Genomic DNA, 19,939 nt, shown 5'->3' with positions numbered 1-19,939 from the left:
AATGATTACATCGACAATGTTTTTTAGTTTTTTTAGAACTAAGTTAGGCAAGCGAATAATAGCTGCTGTTATTATTGCTTTAGTAGTTTTTGTATGCTTTTCAGTTATAGCATATAAAAATAATACTATAAGGCAAAAGGAAAAAGAGATTGCACAATATCAGGAGAATATTAAAGGTTTAGAGCTTCAAACTCAAACACTTCAAAATGAGATACTGTTTATTAAAGAAAATGAAAAGTTCCAAAATAGTTTTAGTAATTCTGATACTATGATTAAAAGCATAGACCAAGAAAAGCTGACAAGGACAGAATATGAAACATTTAATAGTATATCTAATAATTTTTATAAGTATTTTAATAGTATTAACTTCATGCAGTACAAAAATAAAATATGTCAAAGTACCGCTTTCTACACCGCCAGAAATATTTATTATAAAGTCAGCAACAAATCGTCAGGATTTAATGAAGAGGTATCAGGAAAGTATTATAAAAATAGGAGAATGGCAGATTTGGTACAATGCACAAGTAGGCACAAATTATTACTTATATAAAAATAAATAACAAAAACAATAGGAGTTTTATTATGCTTGAAAAACCTACAGAATATCAAGAAGTATCTGCACAGCAGAATGAAGAAACTGTATATGCTGAAGATATTAATCAAATAATAACAAATGTAGAAAAATTAAAAGGCGGTCAGGCTAATGAAGCTCCTGTTTCTAATATCAAAGATTTACATTCTAGTATAAATGAGTTAAAAGAAAGAATTGATGGTTTAGGAAATGAAGGAAGTTCATCATCAAAGTCGATATTATTCAATAAAATTAAAAAAATATCTGAAATAAATATAAACATTAGCGAACAGGAAATGATTTTAGCTGTTTATGAACTATTTACTTGTTTACCTATTCAAAAGATAAACAACAATACTTTATCTTTTGTTACATTTCCAAAAGATTTAGCAAGTTTTTTTTATTTGCCTAAAATACAAGTAAATGCTTTATATAATGGAATAACAGCAATACCATTTTTTAATAAAAATTTATCTAGTGACAGAAGCTATATAATTGATAGTTTATTTTTTAGTGTATTTAATATAAGCAATGATCCTTTTGTAAATCTATGCGGAACTACAGATATAGATATATCTCAAAAAGATTTTAGCGATGTATCTGCATCATGTTATATAAAGTTTATATATCAAGACGGATTTGATAATGTAGAAGTTAATAATTCTTTAACAGTATATTAAAAATTATAAGGAGTAAATATGTTTAAATTAATATTAATTTTTTTAATAGGTGCTATGGTGTTTTTTACTTTTATTGGAATATTAAAATACTATAACAAGTTTATGAATGAAAAAGAAGGAACATTTAGAGATAGATTAAAAGCTCTTATTAAAGAAAAAACATCAGTATATTATTTTATTAAATTAGCTTATGGATGCTTGATGTTTTTTATAGCTATTATTTCATAAATCAAAGTTTGAAATTGCTAATCCAATATTACTTCTAATCTGCCATTTTCTACTAACAATAAAATGTTTTAAGGCGGAGTTTAAAAAGTTCCGCCCTATTTTTTATAAAATTATTTTTTTTGTATGCTTTCTAAATATCTTTTATGAATAGCCTCTATATATTCGCCTAAAGACATATTGTACTTTCTTGCATAGTCTTTCATTTCATTAATACATTCTTCTGGGGCTGTAAAAGCCCAGTGCAGTTTTTTGGGTGCTTTTTTTAACTCTTCTTTTTTTTCTAATTCATTAGCCATATACAACTCCTTGATATTATTTATTTTAATATTATAATTTTAACACCAAATATATTGCTCTATATTTGGTGCTTTTAATAAGGTATTAACCTTAATCTTTGAATATGTCTATTAGAGCAATTACGGTATTAACTATAACAAATATTGCTCTAATAGCTTTTTCTAAATTAAAAGTCATAATTTACCTCCTTTTTTATTTAGTAAAAATATTTTTTTATCAGATTAAAAAATATTTTGTATCCCATACATATATAAAAAAATATAAGGAAATATCGAAGGAAGGATAAAATGAAATCTAAAAAATATTTAATCTTAATTTATTTAAGACGATAATAATTATATATCAAAACAGCTCTGTTTTTATTATAAAGAAACGTAACCAACTTTTTATAATAAAAAAATGGAGCTGTTTCTTATGAAAACACTAGAATATCTAAAATTATATGACAATAATAATTCTAATTTAATAATTCAATATTTTGAATATATAAAACTTTATAAATCAAAAGCAACTATACAAACTTATTCTAGTTCTATAAAAAACTTCTATGATTTTTTATATTTTTATTATAAAAATAGACAGTCTAAAGATATACTATTATACAATACTATAGTATTGTATAATAAAGTAAATAGAAAGTTGATTGAAGACTATATAGTTTATCAAGCTGATAAAAAATTAAGTGCAGATGTTATTCACTGCAGAATTATGGCTGTAAAAAGTTATTTCAAGTATTTACTTAAATTAAAAAAAATAAGTACAGAAACTTTTTTTGATATTTTTGATGAGCTTAAAACTCCAAAGATAATTGTAAAAAATCAGCTATTAATTAAAGCAGATAAAACTTTATCTATTACAAAAGCTATAGCTGAAAATAAAAATAGAAGTTTTACAGATGATAGAAATATATTTATACTTTTGCTGATGTCTAATACAGGCATACGCAGAAAAGAGCTTGCCTGCATAGACATACAAAATATAAACCTTTCTAATAATACCATAACTATTTATAAAACGAAAGGGGATAAACCGAGAATTATTTCTTTTTCTGATCCTATTAAAAATAAATTAATTGAATATTTAAAATTAAGAAAAGAAATACTGCAACAGAAAAACAAACAACATAGCATGCTATTTATAAAATCAAATGGAGATATTTTTAAAACAAAAACTCTAACTGATATAATGACAAGCATTTCAAAAAAGACAAATATAAAAGTTACTTGTCATTCATTAAGGAGAGGTTTTGCAACTGACATGGCAGAAAATGGAACCGATGTTTATGTTATATCAAAAATGCTTGGTCATCAAAATATTAATACAACCGTATCAAGATATATTTATGTTTTGGCTGGAATGATAAAAGAAGCTATGGAAAATCATCCTTTTGCTAATAGTACGAAAAAAGACTTTTGTAATTCTAAAAACGATGAAGTCCTTGCAATAAAAAATATGTTTGAAGATTTAACTAACAAGATGAATGACATTATAAATCATCTGCCGAGAGAAACGGATATTAAAAAGGCTTAAAAAAACTGCATATATATATAAGTTAAACCACCATTTTGGAGTATGCTTACACACCATTTTGGAGTATGCTTACACACCATTTTGGAGTATGCTTACACACCATTTTGGAGTATGCTTACACACCATTTTGGAGTATGCCGACACACCATTTTGGAGTATGCCGATACACCATTTTGGAGTATGCTTACACACCATTTTGGAGTATGAGTTTAAAGATATTTAAAGACATATTTAAAGATTAACCTAATGATTATTTAAAGACTTTAAACTAACTGACTGACTTATGCCGATTTTTATTTTTTGAATAATTGCTGAAATAAAAAAAATATTTGAAAGCTGTTGCGATAATATAATGCAAATCGCAGCTTGAAGTATTTATTACAATGCCTTTATTTGAAGCGTAGAGCCTTATTTTTAGGGACTTTTTTATCTAGGTATACTTTTATATATACTTTACTAAAAATCACTCTTTACAGCAGTATTTTAAATTTTTAAAAAAAATGTTTTTTTGTTGACTTTAAAATTATTTTGTGTATATTAGTTAATGCGAATCAAATAGAAAGATGCACCACAAACAAAAGCCTGAGAAACTTTTGTAAGCATTGAAGGAAAGAAAATATGAAAGCTGATAGAGGTATAATACTATCTTCTAAGGAGTTGTATGCTCTAAAGAAAAACAATAGTAATTGTTCTTTAATTTTAATAAGCTCGAAATGCGGTACAAGTGTGAATAACTATCACTCAAATAGTTTCTTTCCTGCTTGTATTTTGATTCGCAATAAAAATAAAGCCTTGTACCGCTTTCTATATATTTTTGTAAAGTTCGTTGAAATGATTATTTTGTACGATATCTCTTTACTGATAAGGGAAGTAGTGAGTCTATACTTTTAGACTTTATCAATTCTATAATGATTAATGCCAATATGAAGACTTTCCGCTCAGTTGAAATTTTAACACCTTTTAATCTAAAGAAAAATAAAAACTTGAAGGAAACTATTGTCGATGTAAAATGTATTACTCAAAATGGAGCAGTAGTTATAATAGAAATACAATTACAAGGTAATTCAAGATTCCCAGAAAGAATACTTTATTATTGGGCAGCTAATTACAGTAAGCTATTAAAGCATGGTGAAAGATATGATGAACTTACACCTGTAATAAGTATTAATCTATTAAATTTCAATTTAGATAAAAGTACAAATATACATTCCTGTTATATGCTTTATGAAATGAATAATAAAAAGTTGCTAACTGATCATTTACAAATACATATAATAGAGTTAAAAAAATTTAAGAAAAACATATTAACTAAAGACTTAAACTGTTGGTTAAAAATATTTACAAGCAAAAATTTGGAGGCTTCTATGTCTGAAATAGTAAAAGAAAAACCTATAATGGAAGAAGTACAAAAGAAATATAATAATTTTGTCAAAAGTAAATTAATGATGATGGAATATGAAAAGAAAGAAGCATACTTATATGGTAATCAAATAATGCTTGATGAAGAAAGAAGATTAGGAAAGGAAGAAGGTATAAAAGAAGGTATTGAAAAAGAAAAATCTTCATTAGCTAAAAATATGAAAAAAGAAAACATAGATGTTAATATTATAAGTAAAGTAACAGGCTTGAGTATAGAAGAAATAAATAAATTATAATAATAATATTTGTGATTAACTGATATTAATAAACAGTTAAGTATTATTTAGTGACAAGTTTTTATAAATAAAAAAAAATATAATTTAATAAATTGCAATTTTATCATTAATCATAAAAATTTAGAAAATTATTTGTATTAGTTTTTATAGAAATAAATCATTTAAAATTTATAGTTAATTTGTTTTTTGCAATTTATAATATTTTGCACTATTATAATATAATTATAGCAAATTTATGAATAAGTACAAACCAGCAACAAAAGAAGAATTAAAAAATTTAGTATTTACAGACACTGTAAAACTTAGTGATGTAGATACAAGCCTTATTACCGATATGAGCTATCTTTTTTATAAAAGTGAAAGGAAAGATTTTGAAGGCATAGAAGATTGGGATACTTCTCATGTTGAGGATATGTCTTTTATGTTTTTTTGGGCAATAGAGTTTAATCGGACTTTAAATAGCTGGAATGTATCTAATGTAAGAAATATGAGCGGTATGTTTCAGGCTGCTATGAAATTTAATCAGCCTTTATATAAATGGAACACTTCAAATGTTAAAACTATGAGTTTTATGTTTAATTATGCTAAATCATTTAATCAAAATATAAATAATTGGAATGTTAGTAAAGTTGAAGATTTAAGTTATATGTTTTGTGAGTGTGAAGTTTTTAATCAGCCTCTTAATGATTGGGACGTATCTAATGTCAAAACTATGGAAGGTACATTTAGAAGAGCTTATAAATTCAATCAGGCTTTATATAAATGGGACACCTCAAATGTTGAAAACATGCATGAGATGTTTGTACAATGCAAAGCTTTTAATCAACCTTTAAATAGCTGGAATGTATCTAATGTAAAAAATATGGAAGCTATGTTTTGTGATACTGTTTCATTTAATAAGCCTCTTGATAAATGGAATACAAAAAACTTAAAAAAAATTGACTCAATGTTTAAGTATGCTAAAAACTATGATTGTTATGAATCATTAGCAAATTGGGATTTAAATAAAATGTTAAATATGACTGATTTATGCGATGATAAAGAAAAATTGCCTTTAAGAATCAGAGCATATCTTCAGGCATTTTATGGTTATAATCAAAATTATTTAAATATCACAAAAGATAATGTCAAAGAAATATATGATTTCATTTCAAAAGATACAAATAAAAAAATTGTAAGATTAAGAAAAAAACTTGAAAGTGATTTTTCTTTGGTACTTTCATCTGTTACTGATGATTATAATTTCAAAACTATAGAAGAAGCAGAAAAATATATTGAAAATAATTATAATAAAAAAGATGATAAAAAAGTGAGCTTTATAAATAATAATTATAAGGTTTTAATAAAAGATAAATCAAGAGAAGTTAATATTAAAGTTATAAAGTATATATATTTGGAATATTTGTCTCTCAAAAGAGATGTTAAAAGATTAGTAAAAATTGATAATATAGTTAATTTGCTTGATAAAGAATCATTCATAAAGTTTATCAAAAATATTTATGATGAAACCAACAAAGAAACATCCGTTTTTGTTTATGGAATATACGGAGGAGATGAGGCTTTAAAAAATATATATAAAAAATCACTTGACACAAAACTTTCACTTATAATAATTAAATTAAATAATCAAAGTAAATATGCACTTAAATTATTATATGAAATATTTATGACTACAAAGAAAACAGAAGTTAGACTTGAAGCAGAAAAAATAATTAATGAACTTATTGAAATAATGAATATTGATTATAATGAATTTAGATTAAGATATGCTACTGATTTTGGATTTAATTCCAAAGGTGAAAAAGAGTTAAGTAATAATTATAAATTAATTTTGAATAGTGATTATTCTTTGAGCTTGTTTGATATAAAAAATCATAAAGAATTGAAAAAGATTCCTAGAAGCCTTGATGAAAATTTAAAAAAAGAAATAACAAAATTAAGAAAAGAAATAAAAAAGTTTATTAAAAATAATTCTAATCTTTTAGCCATTACATTAATAAACGGTAATAAATATAGTTATGATATATTCAAAGACATTTTTATTGATAATATTATGATGAATAAATTTGCTTCATCTTTGATATGGAATCTATACGACAAAGATTATAATTTTATAACAACTTTCAGATATTCAGGCGACGGAAGTTATTCAAACTGTGAAGATGAAGAAGTTAAAATTAATGATAATAATTTTATAAGTTTAGCAAGTCCTATAGAAATGGACGATTACACTATAAATAAATGGAGAAAACAGCTTGAAGATTATGAAATAGCACAGCCTTTACAGCAATTAACAGTTATAAAATTAGATAAAAATAATTTGGAAAAAGAAATAAATAAAATAAAAAATATAGAAGCAAGTTATGGTACTTTTAAATATTTTACTAAAAAATATGAAATGCATATTAGCAATGTAATTGGATATGATGGTATTATAACTTATTCATTTACATCAAATGACGAAGATATTTTTACTATGACTTCAAAAATTCAGGGGGAATATGATGAGCAAATAAATATTACTATTGATTTTAAAAAGAATGAAAACAAAAAAGAGATAAGTAAAAGATTTGTTTATACTTTATTAGTATTAATTATATGGGATTTTAGATTGGCAGATTTATTTTAATTATATGCCTAAGTAACTATATTTTGCCAAAAATAAATTTTTAAATTTAAAATATTTGCAGGGCTTTGCCCCCGCACCCCAGTTCTTTTGTTGCCACAAAGAAGCTATATCATCGACAGGCTCGGATACGCTTCGCGAAAGACTACATTTTGGCTTTAATTTTATGAATTACATTACATTTAAGACGATTTTAGTATGATTTAGTATTAATTTTATACTTGCACTTTCGCGAAGCGTGCCTGCGGCAGCAACTTTTTGCGGCGGGAAAAAGTTGAATAAAAAAATTGACAAACTTAAAAATTTTTAGTATATAAATAAGTATTATTATTTGTAGTTAATTGAATGCTACTATTTACATATATTAAAATTTATAATGAGGATATTAATTATGAAAAAATATAAACCAACAACAAAAGAAGAATTAAAAAGATTAGTATTCACCAACAACGGTATAAAACTTGGTGATATTGATACAAGTCTTATTACAGATATGAGCGACCTTTTTAATGAAAGTAAAAGAAAAGATTTTGATGGCATAGAAGAGTGGGATACTTCTAATGTTGAGAATATGTCTTATATGTTTGCATATATGCACTACAATGTTTTGGGACAATATTCAATGACAGAGTTTAATTCTAATTTAAATAATTGGAATGTATCAAAAGTGAAAAACATGATTTATATGTTTGCTGGTTGTACATATTTTAATCAGCCTTTAAATAAATGGGACGTTTCAAATGTGGAAAATATGTCTGGCATGTTTTTTGGTGCTAAAAAGTTTAATCAGCCTTTAAATAATTGGAATGTATCTAAAGTGAAAGATATGAGCGATATGTTTCATAACTGTGAAGCATTTAATAGACCTTTGGACAAATGGGATGTTTCTAATGTTAAAGATATGTCTAATATGTTTAATGTGGCTTTGAAATTTAATCAGAATATAAATAATTGGAATGTATCTAATGTTGAAGATTTATCAAAGACTTTTCGTTATTGTAAAGCTTTTGATCAGCCTCTTAATGATTGGGACGTATCTAATGTGAAAAATATGCAACATATATTTGAGGACTGTGAAAATTTTAATCAGCCTTTAGATAAATGGGATACTTCTAATGTTGAAAGTATGGAATTTGCATTTAGAGCATGCGGTAAATTTAATCAGCCTTTAAATAGCTGGAATATGTCTAAAGTAACAAATATAGAGCATATGTTTGCTTTTACAGAAGAATTTAATCAGCCTCTTGATAAATGGGATACAAGAAATGTCATTAGTGTAATGTTGTTGTTTGCCTATGCACGCAAGTTTGATCATTATGAATCTTTAGCAAATTGGAATTTAGACAGTTTACAAGCTATAAGTATAATTTGTGATGATAAGGATATGGATAAATTACCTACAAGAATTCAAGTATATAGGCAGGCATTTTATCCTAAGGACGATATTATAAGTATAACAAAATTTAATGTTAAAGAAATATATGAGCTTATTGCAGATGATAAAAATAAAAAAGTTGTAAGATTGAAAAAAAGACTTGAAAGTGATTTCTCATCAGAGCTTTCATTTGTTACAAATAATTATAATTTCAAAACTATAGAAAAAGCAGAAAAGTATGCTGAAAGAAATTACAATGCTAAAAAATATGATAAGAAACTTGAATTTATAAAGAATTGTCCTGTTCTAGTAAAAGATAAATCAAGAGAAGTAAATATCAATCTTATAAAGTATATATATTCAGAATATTTGTCTTTAAAGAAAACTATTAAAAAATTAGAAAAAATTGATAATATGGTTAATTTACTTGATTTAAAATCATTTGTGAATTTTACTAAAGAGATTTATTTAAAAAATCAAGATGAAGTTATCACTGCTTTTGTTTATGCTATGTATGGAGGAGATGAAGCTTTAAAGAAAATATCAGAATTAATGAATACTATTGAATCAAAAAATCTACTTACAATGATAAGCTTCAATATAGAAAGCAGATATGCTCAGAGTTTATTATATAAAATATATCTAAATTCAACTAAAAGTGCAATTCGTAAAGAAGCGGTAGAAATGATTAATGAGTTACTTGAAAAAATTAATATAGGTTATACTGAATTTAGATTAAGATGTATGCCTAATTTGGGATTCAATTCTAAAGGTGAAAAAGAATTAAATAAAGATTATAAATTAATTGTCAATAATGATTATACTTTAAGTTTATTTGATATAAAAAATAATAAAGAATTAAAAAAAGTACCTCAAAATCTTGATAAAAAATTAAAAGATAAAATAAAAGAATTGGGTAAAGAAGCAGATAAGTTTATTAATCATAGCTCACATATTTTAAGTATTATGTTAATAGACGGTGATATATTGAGTTATGACTTGTTTAAAGAAGTTTTTATTGATAACTATTTAATGAATAAATTTGGTTCTGGTTTAATATGGAACTTGTATGATAAAGATAAAAACTTTATAACAACTTTCAGATATACAAACGATGGAAAATATTTAAACACAGAAAATGAAAAAATAAAAATTAATGCTGATAATTTCATGAGTTTGGCAACTCCTATAGAAATGGACGATGAAACTATAGATAAATGTAGAAAACAGCTTGAAGATTCTCAATTATCACAGCCTATAAATCAATTAACATCTATAAAATTAAATAAAGATAATTTGAAAAAAGAAATAAAGAAAATAAAAAATATAGATACAAGCTACGGAGCTTTTAAGTTTTTTGCTCAAAAATATGATATGCATACCAATGATGTATTAGGAGATAATGACACTATAACATATACATTTACAGCAAATGACGGAGATATTTTTACTATGTCTGCAAAAGTTGATGAGGATGTAGAATATGATGATTTAATAAATATTAGTATTGATTTCAAAAAAGCTGAAAATAAAAAAGAGATAAGCAAGAGATTTGTTTATACTTTTTTAGTATTTATAATTTTAGATTTCAGACTAGCAGATTTATTTTGATTATATAAAATAATTAATAATGTTATCCGTATAACATTATTAATTATTATTTATGCAGCCTATAGTATATTAGCAGAATGATTTGAGTTAAATATAGTTGGGAGAAGATTATGAAAAAATATAAACCAGAAACAAAAACAGAATTAAAAAAACTAGTATTTACTGACGGTATAAAACTTAATTGTGTTGATACAAGTCTTATCACAGATATGAGTAAACTTTTTTATGAAAGTAAAAGAAAAGATTTTGAAGGCATAGAAGATTGGGACGTTTCTAATGTTACAAATATGGATATGATGTTTGCTTATATGGGATATAATGCATTGGTAAGATACTCAAATATAGATTTTGATCATGATTTAAGTAATTGGAATGTATCCAAAGTAAAAAGTATGAATAATATGTTTGCTTATTGTTCTAATTTTGATCAGCCTTTGGATAATTGGGACGTTTCTAATGTCGAAGATATGAGCTTTATGTTTTGCGGTGCCAAAGAGTTTAATCAGCCTTTAAATAGCTGGAACACATCGAAAGTGAAAAATATGAGAGGCATGTTTGAGGAATGTGAATTTTTTAATCAGCCTTTGGATAAATGGGATACTTCTAATGTTGAAGATATGTCTAATATGTTTATTAGGGCAAAAAGGTTTAATCAGCCTTTAAATACTTGGAATACATCTAAAGTTAAAGATTTATCAAGTATGTTTGCATATTGTGATGTTTTTAATCAGAATATTAATGATTGGGATGTTTCTAATGTTACGAATATGGATTCTTTATTTAGGCAATGCGATAAATTAAATCAGCCTTTTGATAAATGGGACACTTCTAATGTTGTAAACATGGAAAAGACATTTTTCTCATGTACTAAATTTAATCAGCCTTTAAATAGTTGGAATGTGTCTAATGTAGAAAATATGGATATGATGTTTTATATGGCACAAAGTTTTAATCAGCCTCTTGATAAATGGAATACAGAAAAAGTAATAACTGCAGCAGGACTATTTAGATTTGCTTATAAGTATGATTGTTATGAGTCTTTAGAACATTGGAATTTAGATAATTTAAAAGAAGTTGGCATTTTTTGTGATGATGAGGAAAAATTGCATACAAGGCTTAAAGTATATATGCAAGCCTTTTATCCTAAAGAAGATTATATAACTATAACAAAATTTAATGTTAAAGAAATATATGATCTTATTGCAAAAGACAAAAATAAAAGAATTGTAAGATTAAGAAAAAGAATTGAAAGTGATTTTTCATCAGAGCTTTCATTTGTTACAAAAGATTATAATTTTACAACTATAGAAAAAGCAGAAAAGTATGCAGAGAAAAAATACAATGCTAAAAAAGAAGATAAGAAACTTGAGTTTATAAAGGATTGCCATGTTTTAGTAAAAGATAAATCAAGAGAAGTAGATATTACAGTTATAAAATATATATATTCAGAGTATTTATCTTTAAAAAGAACAATTAACAGATTAGAAAAAATTGATAATATAGTTAATTTGCTTGACTTTGAATCATTTTTAAAGTTTGTTAGAGATGTTTATTTAGAAAATCAAAACACAGAGATTGCTGGTTTTCTTTATGCTATGTACGGAGGAGATGAAGCTTTAAAAGAGATATCTGAATTAATATCATTAGGTATTGATTCAAAAGTTTTTCTTATAATGATAAAATTCAATATAGAAAGCAGATATGCTCAGAGTTTATTATATGAGATATATTCAGATACAAAGACAGCAGAAATTAGACGCGAAGCTGGAAGAATGATTAATGAATTGATTGAAAAAATGAATATTGGTTATACTGAATTTAGATTAAGATGCACACCTAATTACGGATTTAATTCTCAAGGTGAAAAAATATTAAATGATGATTATAAATTAATTGTTAATAGTGATTATAGTTTAACTTTATTCGATATAAAAAATAATAAAGAATTAAAAAAGACTCCTCAAAACTTTGATAAAGAGTTAAAAGAAGAAATAAAAGAATTAAGAAAAGAAGTACAGAAGTTTATTAATCATAATTCCCGTATTTTAAGTATTACATTAATAGACGGTGATATATACAGTTATGATTTATTTAAAGAAGTATTTATTGATAATTATTTAATGAATAGATTTGCATCTGCTTTAATATGGAATTTGCATGATAAAGATAAAAACTTTATAACAACTTTCAGATATTCAGCTGATGGAAGTTATTCAAACTGTGAAGATGAAGAAGTAAAAATTAATGCTGATAATTTTATAAGTTTAGCAACTCCTGCAGAAATGGATGATGATACTATAAATAAATGGAGAAAACAGCTTGAGGATTATGAATTAGTACAGCCTATAAATCAATTAACAGTTATAAAATTAGATAAAAATAATTTGAAAAAGGAAATAAAGAAAATAAAAAACATAGAGGCAAGTTACGGAGCTTTCAAGTTTTTTGCTAAAAAATATGATATGTATACCAATGATGTAGTGGGGTATAATGAGACTATAACATATACATTTCCTGCAAATGACGGAGATATTTTTACTATATCTGCAAAAGTAGATGCTGATACAGAATATGATGAGCCGGTAGACATAACTATTGATTTTCAAAAGAGCGAAAACAAAGAAGAGATAAGTAAAAGATTTGTTTATAGTTTTTTAATATTTATGATTTTTGATTTCAGATTGACTGATTTATTTTCTTGATTCAATAGTATAAAATACGTTGTAATTTAATAAAGTTTAACGAGTAAATTATTTTATTCGTTAAACTTTTTTAATTATTAAATTCTAATTCTTCAAATGAATCTTTATCTAATAATTCGTAATGATATCCTTGTTCTGTCAAAAATAATTGTCTTTTATGAGCAAAATCTTCTTCTTTAGTATCTGTAGTTATGATTGAAAAGAAGTAGCTTTTATTTTCACCTTTTTTAGGACGAAGAACTCTTCCTAATCTTTGAGCTTCTTCCTGTCTTGAACCAAAAGTTCCAGAAATCTGTATTAAAACATTAGCATCAGGCAAGTCAACAGCCAAATTAGCAACTTTACTTACTATAAGTATTTTTATTTCACCAGTTTTAAATTTTTTGTATATGACATCTCTTTCACTTTGAGGAGTTTTTCCTGTAATTATAGTATATCCTGTTCTTTTTTTCATTTCGTTTAATTGATCTAAATACTGACCTATTATAAGGATATTTTTTCCTTCAAGCTTTTCTATAATCTTTTTGACTATTGTATATTTAAGAACATTTTCGCTTGCTATTCTGAATTTTACTTTATCACTTGATATAACATAATCAGATCTATGAGAATCATCTAATGGTATTCTTATATCATAACAATATGCTTCAGCTATGAATTTTTTCTCTTCTAATTCACGCCAAGGTATATCGAATTTTTTAGGCCCTATAAGACAGAATACATCTTTTTCAAGTCCGTCTTCTCTTACCAAAGTAGCAGTAAGACCTAATCTTCTCATACTTTGAATTTCACTAGTAAGTTTTATAATAGGGGCAGGAAGCAAATGCACTTCATCGTATATTATTAATCCCCAATTATGCTGAAAGAATAATTCAAAATGCACGAATGGAGATTCTTTATTTTTTCTGTATGTAAGTATTTTATATGTAGCTATAGTTATTGGTTTGATTTCTTTATTAAGTCCGTTATATTCTCCTATATCTTCAGGAGGAATATCTGTTTTATCTAGTATTTCATCTCTCCATTGACGGCATGCTGTAACACCAGTAACTATTATAAGAGTTTTTGTCTGAGTTTTATACATTGCAGCAATACCTACAACGGTTTTACCAGTACCGCATGGAAGAGCTATAACTCCTGCACCGCCTTCAGGTTTTCCATCAGCATAGAATGCATCTACAGAATTTTTTTGATAATCTCTTAAAGCAAAATCATCTCCGCTTGAAGCTAATTTTTCTCTCATATGGAAATGATATTCTTCGCCTGTTTTGTATCCTGCTAAATCTTGAACAGGGTATCCTATATTTATAAGTGCAAGTTTTATATGTCCTCTGTATGTAGCATCTATTTCTAATTTATTTTTATTTATTTCTGACTTTATATATTTAGTCATTAATTTATAATGAAGAATTTCATCTATGATATTTTTATCTTCACTTATAAGATAGTATTTATCATCTTCTTTTATTATTTTTATTCTTCCATATTTTTCTATACTAGTTTCAATCTGCTTTACTATATTTTTTGGAATTTCATAAGATGTATACTTTCTCAAGAAATTAAGTATCTGCTCTGATGTGTAATTCAAACTAGCAGCATTCCATAAAGAGACTAATGTTATTCTATATGTATGTATATATTCAGGACTTTTTACTAATTCAGCAAATACTAACATGAAATTTCTTATTTCTTCAAAATGTTTAGTACTTACATCTAATAGAATAGTACCATCGCCCTGGACTATAAGAGGAGCATTCTTATCCAATTTTTTTTCCTTGCAGTATTAATAGTGAATGATTTTATTAGTAAACATTATTTTCTATTAATGAAATAGTTTCTCTAAATAAAGAAAGATATTCAATATTATTAGTATTTTTAGTAGCCCAAGACTTTAATACATTCAAAGCTTTTGTTTTATCATTTTGTGATAAATAAACATCAGATAATGTCAAAGTGGCCTGAGGAAGCAAATAACTTTTAGGATATACTTTAACAAAGTTTTCTAAAGTAGATGCAGCCTGAGTATAATTACTTAATCCTATTTGAGTATTAGCTAAATTATACATTGCTGTTTCCTGTAAATAAAAACCTCTTGAATTTGCTACTTCCTGATAGTATTTTTCAGCCTCTTTAAAATTATCTATATCATAATAAACGCATCCTAATGCATAAGCACTTCTCAATTTAAGATTTTTACCTTTAGCAGCATTATATACTTTTTGAAATCTTGAAGTGATATCTATTATTAAAGCAGGGTCATTTAATTGTTCTGCTGGTAATTGTGCATTTTGATATACATTATATAAAGCTAAAGCAGATTCAAATTCTACATTACTACTAGCATCCTGACTTTCTATATTTGCTTTATATAGCAGAATTCCAGCTATGATTACAATTATTAAAACAAATCCTGATATAAATATTATTCTATTATTATATATATATGTAAATATTAATTCTGCATTTTTTTGCAATTTATTTGTATTTTCAGACATAAAAATCCTCTTAAAATCTATTTATTGAAATTTATTAATTTAGAATAAGCAATTATAATAATTAAACATAAAAAAATCAAGTATTTATTTTAATAATTATTTTTTGACATAATGATGTTTTGGTATTGTTTATTATCTTAGTTATGGTATAATAACGGCTAGAATTTTTTATGATAGGTATAAATTTATGTCACAACAAAAAATAAATCAAAATGATGAAGTGTTGGCTATTAAAATATTGGCTGAGTATAGTGATTTAAACAAATACATATATCTTGTTTTCTTTATAGATAAATATAGCAGCAGTTTGATAGATGTTGCATTTGTTATTTCAGATGATAAAAAACTTTTAATTTTTTTAAATGCTTATACTGATTTGTTAGAATTATATAAACATATTAAAATTTACAATAAATTAAACAATGAAAAAAATACATACTTTGATAAATTTAATGATATTATATCAAATATATTTGAAGAAGGTAAAAATATTAATAATATTATAATATATCAAAGCAATAACAATAGTATTTCTATTATTGATGTATTTGCAAGTGCTATGAATAGATTTATGGATTTTCATATAGGTACATTCGATATAAACAGCAGTATTATTGATATTAATTCTGTACGTTTGGCTATAGAAGATGTTAATAAAGAAATGGAAGCTACAGATTCTATGCATGCAGCATATCAAAATACTAGTGATAGTACATCATCTGAAAATACTTCAACTGAAGAAGTTCATGCTCCTACTTATAAACTTATTAATGCCTCATTTGTAGTTGATCCTATAGGCGGAAAATCTATAAATGATATAGTTCCTGGAGATAAGGTTATGGTTACTATAAATTCTAATACAGTAGAAGAGAATATAATATATCTTGAACTTAAAGGAAAAAAAGATAAATACTCTAAATATTTAGTTCCTGCTGAGGTTTTAGAAAAAACTGTTGAAGAAAAATCTATAAAAATTTTATTAAAATTAATAGACGGATATTGCTGTTTCATAGAAGAAATTGAACCTATTAAATTAAAATTATTCAATCCTGAAAAAGATGTATATACTGAACCTAGCGTTGAAGATGAAGATAAGGGTTTCTTTGAAAAACTCTTTTCTAAAGTTAATACATTTAAATTAATGATGTTTGGATTGGGTGCTATTATAATATTTGTATTTATTGCTATAATATATGTATTTTTCTTTCAAACTTGATTTATTGAATATTAATTGATTAATTTATTTATCAAACTTTTTCTATAAGTTTTTCTATACTTAAAAAACTATATAAGTTTATTATATATTCATGATTATTTTTTTAATTTTAAAGGAAACTTTATGAGCATAGTTGTATATTCTTTTTTAGATGATGAATCAGAATTTTTCAAATTAATGGAAAAAAAATATAATACAAAATTCACATTACATAAACATCATTTAAATATTGATAATGTTAAAGATGCTGAAGGTTTTGATTCTGTAGTTTTCAATGCAAGAGATGCCATAACTTCTGAAGTACTTGATAAATTGAAAGAATATGGTGTAAAATATATGAGCACTAGATCAGTTGGATATGATAATATAGATATAGATTATGCTAATAAAATAGGTATAAAAATAGCAAATGTTCCTTCATATTCTCCTAATTCAGTAAGTGAGTTTACAATTCTTTCTTTGCTTTCTATTGTTAAGAATTATAATAATCTCCTTATAAATGGTTATAATAGAAATTATACTAGGACTGGACTTGTTGCTAAAGAGATTAGAAATTTAAATATTGGTGTTATAGGTACAGGCAGGATTGGTTCTTTAACTGTAAAGCATCTTAAAGGATTTTCACCTAAAAATATATTTGTATATTCAAGAACAGAAAAAGAAGAAATAAAACAATATGCAAAGTATGTGAGTTTAGATGAATTGTATAAAAATAGCGATGCCATAATATATCATATACCATACAATAAAGAAACTGAAAATATGATTTGCAAAGATTCTATTAATAAGATGAAAAAAGGAGTTTATATTATTAATGTAAGCAGGGGCGGAATAGTTAATAATAAAGATTTGCTTGATGGTTTGAAAAGCGGACATATTGGCGGAGCTGCTTTAGATGTATACACTAATGAAATAGAATATGTTAATAAAAATATAAAAGATATAGTTTTAAAAGATGAAATTATTGAAGAATTATTCAAAATGGATAATGTTATAATAACTCCTCATTTTGCTTTTTATACAGATGAAGCATTGCTTAATATGGTAAGTATTTCTATTGATAATATATTTGAATTCAAAAATACCGGAAAATGTGTAAATCAAATAAAAAATATTTAATTGTATTTATAATTTTTCCTATTTTTTTTTAATTGACTAACTTTGTTAAATTATATAAAATTAATTTACTAATTTTAATTTTTAATGGAGTTTATTATGAAAAGTAGAAAGATTTTTCTATCTTTTATTATGGGTATTTGTCTTGTACTTTTATTTGCATCTTCTTGTTCAAAAAAAGACAATGCTAATGATAAAGGTATAATAGTAAATTTAAGTGTTGAACCAAAAACTATAGACCCTAGTTTAAATGCCCAAATATATGGTGTAATTTATATTTCTCATGTATTTGAGGGATTAACAGTGAGAGACAGAAATAATAAAATAGTTCCTGGTGTAGCTGAGAGTTGGGAAATTAGCGATGACGGAAAAATTTATACATTTTTTCTAAGAACTAATTCTACTTGGTCAGACGGAAAACCTGTTGTGGCTGAAGATTTTGTATATAGCTGGCAGAGACAGGTTGATCCTAAAGTGGCAAGTGAATATAGTTACCAGCATGAACCTGTAAAAAATGCTATGGCTATTACAAGAGGTGAATTACCTGTTGATTCATTAGGAATAAAAGCTCTTGATGATCATACATTAGTTGTAGAATTAGAAGCACCTACAGCCTATTTCTTGGAAGTAATTGCTTTCCCTACATTTGCACCTTTAAGAAAGGATATAATAGAACAGTATGGAGATAAATGGACATTAAGCCCTGAAACTTATATAGGTAATGGTCCTTATGTGATGTCTGAAAGAAATATAGATGAAAATATAATAATGGTAAAAAATCCTAATTATTGGAATGCTGATACAATAGTTGCTGAAAAGATAACATTTGTATTTATGCAAAACGGAGCAGCAGCTGTTGCAGGAATAAAAGACGGATCTTTACATATGGCTTATGAACCTCCTCAGCAGGATATACCTACACTTTTAGATGAAGGTTTAGTACAGATTAAGCCTCTTATAGCTACATATTATTATCCTATTAATGTTACTAATGAATATTTAAAAGATCCTAGAGTAAGAAAAGCATTATCACTTGCTATAGATAGAAATTATATAGTAGAACAGGTTACAAAAGGCGGACAAAAACCTGCAGGCGGATGGGTTCCTTATGCTGTTAATGATGTGAATGGTGATTTCAGAATTAACGGAGGAGATTTTTATGATATATCAAAAGACGGATATGCTAAAAATGTAGAAATGGCTAAACAGCTTTTGGCTGAAGCAGGATATCCTAATGGAGAAGGTTTCCCTGTTATAGAGTTTAAAACTGATCCTGGCAACCATGTAGAAATATTTGAAGCAGTACAGCAAATGTGGAAAGAGCATCTTAATATCGATTCTACTATTACTCAAATAGATAATGCTTTGCTTGGTCAGACTTTATTAGAGAAGAATTTTATGATAGGAAGACTTTATTGGTCTGCAGATTATTCTGATCCTATGTCTATGATGAGTTTATTTACTAGTTATAATACTCAAAATAACGGCGGATACAGCAATAAAAAATATGATGAGCTTATAGCACAGGCTATGTCTACAGATGATAATAATATAAGAATGCAGGCTATGCATGAAGCTGAGAGAATACTTATAGAAGAAGATATGGGAGCTATACCTCTTTATTTCTTTACAGAGCCTTTGCTTGTTAATCCTAAATTAAAAGATGTTGTATACAATCCTTTGGGATTCCATAAGTTTTTCTATGCTCATTTAGAACAAAATTAATTTTGATAATAAAAATTTTTATATTTATAAATTAATAGTTTTTTAATATAATTATTTTTTTATAAAAATGAAAGCTGACAGCCTACTAATTACAATAAAAAATTACTATCTG

The 19,939-nt window shown here is 25.5% G+C and carries 13 protein-coding genes and 1 pseudogene; 11 read left to right on the top strand and 3 right to left on the bottom strand.

Annotated features, from left to right (window positions below):
- Position 1: 1 nt before the first annotated feature.
- The 3 genes from BHYOB78_RS07955 to BHYOB78_RS07945 are packed head-to-tail and all read left to right on the top strand — an operon-like array spanning position 2 to position 1,479.
- A complete protein-coding gene (locus BHYOB78_RS07955) occupies positions 2 to 550 on the top strand; it encodes a hypothetical protein (RefSeq protein WP_020063761.1) in 549 nt (182 codons plus the stop codon).
- A gap of 32 nt (positions 551 to 582) precedes the next feature.
- Complete coding sequence (locus BHYOB78_RS13660; RefSeq protein ID WP_020063760.1) at positions 583 to 1,251, top strand: GAT domain-containing protein; 669 nt, start codon at positions 583 to 585, stop codon at positions 1,249 to 1,251.
- Positions 1,252 to 1,269: 18 nt separating this feature from the next.
- The gene (locus BHYOB78_RS07945; protein ID WP_020063759.1) at positions 1,270 to 1,479 is read left to right on the top strand and encodes a hypothetical protein; all 210 of its coding nucleotides are present in this window, start codon (positions 1,270 to 1,272) and stop codon (positions 1,477 to 1,479) included.
- 110 nt (positions 1,480 to 1,589) lie between these two features.
- On the opposite strand, the gene BHYOB78_RS07940 is transcribed toward BHYOB78_RS07945, so the two are convergent.
- Entirely contained in the window at positions 1,590 to 1,775 is a 186-nt protein-coding gene (locus BHYOB78_RS07940) for a hypothetical protein (protein ID WP_013114691.1), read from the bottom strand.
- A gap of 415 nt (positions 1,776 to 2,190) precedes the next feature.
- On the opposite strand from BHYOB78_RS07940, the gene BHYOB78_RS07935 reads away from it, so the two are divergent.
- The 5 genes and pseudogenes from BHYOB78_RS07935 (at position 2,191) to BHYOB78_RS07915 (ending at position 13,275) form a co-directional block, all read left to right on the top strand.
- On the top strand, positions 2,191 to 3,306 hold the full coding sequence (locus BHYOB78_RS07935) for a tyrosine-type recombinase/integrase (protein WP_020063758.1): 1,116 nt from the start codon (positions 2,191 to 2,193) through the stop codon (positions 3,304 to 3,306).
- An 830-nt stretch (positions 3,307 to 4,136) separates the two neighbouring features.
- Positions 4,137 to 4,961 (top strand): annotated as a pseudogene (locus tag BHYOB78_RS07930) (Rpn family recombination-promoting nuclease/putative transposase); the annotation flags it as partial.
- A 235-nt stretch (positions 4,962 to 5,196) separates the two neighbouring features.
- Complete coding sequence (locus BHYOB78_RS07925; protein WP_020063756.1) at positions 5,197 to 7,590, top strand: BspA family leucine-rich repeat surface protein; 2,394 nt, start codon at positions 5,197 to 5,199, stop codon at positions 7,588 to 7,590.
- A gap of 388 nt (positions 7,591 to 7,978) precedes the next feature.
- Complete coding sequence (locus tag BHYOB78_RS07920; RefSeq protein ID WP_020063755.1) at positions 7,979 to 10,573, top strand: BspA family leucine-rich repeat surface protein; 2,595 nt, start codon at positions 7,979 to 7,981, stop codon at positions 10,571 to 10,573.
- 110 nt (positions 10,574 to 10,683) lie between these two features.
- Positions 10,684 to 13,275, top strand: a complete 2,592-nt coding sequence (locus tag BHYOB78_RS07915) for a BspA family leucine-rich repeat surface protein (RefSeq protein WP_020063754.1) — start codon at positions 10,684 to 10,686, stop codon at positions 13,273 to 13,275.
- A 70-nt stretch (positions 13,276 to 13,345) separates the two neighbouring features.
- On the opposite strand, the gene BHYOB78_RS07910 is transcribed toward BHYOB78_RS07915, so the two are convergent.
- The gene (locus tag BHYOB78_RS07910) at positions 13,346 to 15,040 is read right to left on the bottom strand and encodes a DNA repair helicase XPB (protein ID WP_020063753.1); all 1,695 of its coding nucleotides are present in this window, start codon (positions 15,038 to 15,040) and stop codon (positions 13,346 to 13,348) included.
- A 37-nt stretch (positions 15,041 to 15,077) separates the two neighbouring features.
- Positions 15,078 to 15,770 carry a tetratricopeptide repeat protein gene (locus tag BHYOB78_RS07905; protein ID WP_012670291.1) on the bottom strand — a complete coding sequence of 231 codons (693 nt, stop codon included), beginning with the start codon at positions 15,768 to 15,770 and terminating at the stop codon, positions 15,078 to 15,080.
- Positions 15,771 to 15,957: 187 nt separating this feature from the next.
- Between BHYOB78_RS07905 and BHYOB78_RS07900 the strand changes: the two genes are divergently transcribed.
- The 3 genes from BHYOB78_RS07900 to BHYOB78_RS07890 all read left to right on the top strand — a co-directional run bounded on the left by BHYOB78_RS07900 (position 15,958) and on the right by BHYOB78_RS07890 (position 19,827).
- Positions 15,958 to 16,986 (top strand): hypothetical protein, encoded by a 1,029-nt coding sequence (locus BHYOB78_RS07900; RefSeq protein WP_020063752.1) that lies wholly within the window; start codon positions 15,958 to 15,960, stop codon positions 16,984 to 16,986.
- Between the two features lie 123 nt (positions 16,987 to 17,109).
- Positions 17,110 to 18,105 carry a D-isomer specific 2-hydroxyacid dehydrogenase family protein gene (locus BHYOB78_RS07895; RefSeq protein WP_012670289.1) on the top strand — a complete coding sequence of 332 codons (996 nt, stop codon included), beginning with the start codon at positions 17,110 to 17,112 and terminating at the stop codon, positions 18,103 to 18,105.
- A 96-nt stretch (positions 18,106 to 18,201) separates the two neighbouring features.
- Entirely contained in the window at positions 18,202 to 19,827 is a 1,626-nt protein-coding gene (locus BHYOB78_RS07890) for a peptide ABC transporter substrate-binding protein (protein WP_020063751.1), read from the top strand.
- Positions 19,828 to 19,939: the final 112 nt, after the last annotated feature.

Source organism: Brachyspira hyodysenteriae ATCC 27164, from assembly GCF_001676785.2.
Classification (GTDB): Bacteria; Spirochaetota; Brachyspiria; order Brachyspirales; family Brachyspiraceae; genus Brachyspira; species Brachyspira hyodysenteriae.
The sequence above is the reverse complement of the archived record's forward strand: the minus strand, read 5'-3'. Positions and strand labels throughout refer to the sequence as shown.

What these genes read in the sequence shown, in the direction of transcription:
- BHYOB78_RS07955 (WP_020063761.1), top strand. Translation starts at nt 2, where the DNA reads ATGATTACATCGACAATGTTTTTTAGTTTTTTTAGAACTAAGTTAGGC.
- BHYOB78_RS13660 (WP_020063760.1), top strand. Translation starts at nt 583, where the DNA reads ATGCTTGAAAAACCTACAGAATATCAAGAAGTATCTGCACAGCAGAAT.
- BHYOB78_RS07945 (WP_020063759.1), top strand. Translation starts at nt 1,270, where the DNA reads ATGTTTAAATTAATATTAATTTTTTTAATAGGTGCTATGGTGTTTTTT.
- BHYOB78_RS07940 (WP_013114691.1), bottom strand. Translation starts at nt 1,775, where the DNA reads ATGGCTAATGAATTAGAAAAAAAAGAAGAGTTAAAAAAAGCACCCAAA.
- BHYOB78_RS07935 (WP_020063758.1), top strand. Translation starts at nt 2,191, where the DNA reads ATGAAAACACTAGAATATCTAAAATTATATGACAATAATAATTCTAAT.
- BHYOB78_RS07925 (WP_020063756.1), top strand. Translation starts at nt 5,197, where the DNA reads ATGAATAAGTACAAACCAGCAACAAAAGAAGAATTAAAAAATTTAGTA.
- BHYOB78_RS07920 (WP_020063755.1), top strand. Translation starts at nt 7,979, where the DNA reads ATGAAAAAATATAAACCAACAACAAAAGAAGAATTAAAAAGATTAGTA.
- BHYOB78_RS07915 (WP_020063754.1), top strand. Translation starts at nt 10,684, where the DNA reads ATGAAAAAATATAAACCAGAAACAAAAACAGAATTAAAAAAACTAGTA.
- BHYOB78_RS07905 (WP_012670291.1), bottom strand. Translation starts at nt 15,770, where the DNA reads ATGTCTGAAAATACAAATAAATTGCAAAAAAATGCAGAATTAATATTT.
- BHYOB78_RS07900 (WP_020063752.1), top strand. Translation starts at nt 15,958, where the DNA reads ATGTCACAACAAAAAATAAATCAAAATGATGAAGTGTTGGCTATTAAA.
- BHYOB78_RS07895 (WP_012670289.1), top strand. Translation starts at nt 17,110, where the DNA reads ATGAGCATAGTTGTATATTCTTTTTTAGATGATGAATCAGAATTTTTC.
- BHYOB78_RS07890 (WP_020063751.1), top strand. Translation starts at nt 18,202, where the DNA reads ATGAAAAGTAGAAAGATTTTTCTATCTTTTATTATGGGTATTTGTCTT.